Genomic DNA, 2,295 nt, shown 5'->3' with positions numbered 1-2,295 from the left:
CTCCTTTTTCACTAGATGATAAAGGAAGGCTTGGTGAATGGCACTAAAGGTTTGTAGGATTTGAAAAGCTACCGCGTAGCGGTTTAGTTCAACATGGTATCTACGCTGCGGGTCTTGCGACCCTTGGTCTGCAAGATGGATTTCGGAGTAGCTTATTCAGCAGACAACCCTGCACCACCTAACCGCATCGCGGACAGTCGCTTTGCTCCTTTAAGGTGGTGAGGGTTCGTAGATACCCAAACGTTATCGGAAATTGCCAACGAGCATTAATTCGTTAGGAGATAAAAATCAAATGAAGAAAATCTTAATAATTGGAATTGTGGCAAGTGGTAAAACAACATTAGCTAAGAGATTATCAAAAACATTAAATATCCCATGGTATGAATTGGATTGTATTGTTCATCATGAAACAGATAATGGAAGATATAAACGCACACCTGCCGAGCAAGTTGCGGTTATTAAGGATATTGATAGTAGGGGATTCTGGATATTTGAAGGAACTGATAGAGAATCATACCGATGCATATTTGATATGGCAGATTCAATCATTTTCCTTGATACACCTTTGTGGAAACGGAAAATTAGAATTTTTATACGTTTCTTAAAACAAAAACTTGGTATTGAAAAGAGTTATTATAAATCAGATATTAAAATGTTGAAAATGATGTATAAATGGACACGAGATTTTGAAAGAGATCGAATTAGTTTTGAAGAAAGGTTGCAATTGTATAACAAAAAACTTATTAGATTAACTGACAATAATAACTTGAGATCTTTCCAAGCCTGATTGTTATTCGAAGAAGTGGCAACATCCGATAACAATGTTTTTCAGCATCGTCGCTAGCGCTCCTTGGTCGCCAAGAGGGATTTTCTGAGAAGTGGAATCAGGCGACACATCCAACCGGCTAAGTGGCAGAGCCACCCGGACCTATGTTCCTTAAGCCGTTTGGACGTAAGAAATACGCAACGTTATCGGAAATTACTGTACTGATAGAAAGGAATAAGAAATGAACACAAAACAATTATTAGAATGGTCCGATAAATATACCATTCAGGAAAGGACTATTTCAGGATTTGGAATTATCTAGATAATTGGAAGAAGACAAATCGGAATTTTACGACACATTTAGAGGAAAGCTTGACCCAAGATCAATACGAGTAGAGATATATTCGATTCAATTAACACATATCTGATTTTCCTCTTGCGGGGACAGGTCAGAAAAAGTCACTTCGCGTATCTGCTGACGCTTCGTGTCCTTGTGGGCGTTGATAGCTTCATTCTTCAACGCCCGCTTGCAAAATCCATTAAAATCGCAACGGATTTCCCATTGGGTACGAGTAGGTTCATTCATGGTATTCACCTCCTTTCGCAACCGCGAAAACGGGTGATTTCCCCTTTCACAAACCCTCAACAAACAGAATTTGAAAACTGCCAAAGATTGCAATGCATTTTTGAAAAAAAGTTTGAAAAGAACGCAAAAATGCCCGACTGAAAAAATCCAGTCGGGCATAGAGAATATATTTCCTATCGTGTAGTACGTGTAGATGCATTGAGGGGCAGGATATACCGCTATAAAATGCAGACTTTTTAAATAGTTTATCTAACGGCGGTGATACATAACAAATAATGGACACAGTGATATCTCCTCGGATGCCGCCGTGTCCTAAAAAAGGGCGCACTTAATACGTCCTCCGCAATCCAATTTTTCAAAAGGAAAACAGCGGTTTTGATTTTCATTTCAAAACCGCTATCAGGCTACATACTGCTGTTTGGACAAAACTATCCAGCCGCCGCAACAACGGTTTTTTTATTTTCGTCTAGGCTGTTGTTTTCATCGTGTCAGACCGTAGCCGGTTACATAATCTTAAACAAGACAATATGCAGGCTAAGAGCGTTTACAGTATCATGCGACAGGAACAGCGCGAACAGCAACCACGCAGGGCGCACGACATTGACCGATAAACGAGCAAAGCGGCGGGCGAAAAAACGCCCGCCGCGCAATGCGGTTAATATGGAAAGAGCTTAAATTAATAGGTCATTCAAACAAATAATTTTACTACCTTTACTTTCATAATAACGTAGCATTTCGTCAATTTTCCTTTTATCATAACTAGTAACGCAATCTGATAGGACATTAACGCCATAATTTGCTTTGCGTAAGTTGTAACAGGTTGATTTAACACAAGCAACAGCATCTGCTCGGTAGTTGTCAAGACAGTTGTCGCGATTCCATAGAATTTATGTAGTCATTTGAATTGTTCTTCATCAGCATCTATGACTCCATCTTTTTCGGG

Annotated in this window: 2 protein-coding genes; one reads left to right on the top strand and one right to left on the bottom strand. The window is 39.5% G+C overall.

The genetic code is table 11. The features are described 5' to 3' along the window. The first annotated feature begins 292 nt into the window (after window positions 1-292). Window positions 293-787 (top strand): hypothetical protein, encoded by a 495-nt coding sequence (locus J2T13_RS26080; RefSeq protein WP_429375618.1) that lies wholly within the window; start codon window positions 293-295, stop codon window positions 785-787. Window positions 788-1,175: 388 nt separating this feature from the next. Here J2T13_RS26080 and J2T13_RS26075 read toward each other — a convergent pair whose 3' ends face one another. Beyond that, a complete protein-coding gene (locus J2T13_RS26075) occupies window positions 1,176-1,352 on the bottom strand; it encodes a hypothetical protein (RefSeq protein WP_429375616.1) in 177 nt (58 codons plus the stop codon). Between the last annotated feature and the right edge of the window lie 943 nt (window positions 1,353-2,295).

Origin of the sequence: Paenibacillus sp. DS2015 (assembly GCF_050433705.1) — a bacterium.
Lineage (GTDB): Bacteria > Bacillota > Bacilli > Paenibacillales > Paenibacillaceae > Paenibacillus_AQ.
The sequence above is the reverse complement of the archived record's forward strand: the minus strand, read 5'-3'. Positions and strand labels throughout refer to the sequence as shown.

Coding starts and splice junctions, on each gene's coding strand:
- J2T13_RS26075 (WP_429375616.1), bottom strand. CDS start 1,352: ATGAATGAACCTACTCGTACCCAATGGGAAATCCGTTGCGATTTTAAT.
- J2T13_RS26080 (WP_429375618.1), top strand. CDS start 293: ATGAAGAAAATCTTAATAATTGGAATTGTGGCAAGTGGTAAAACAACA.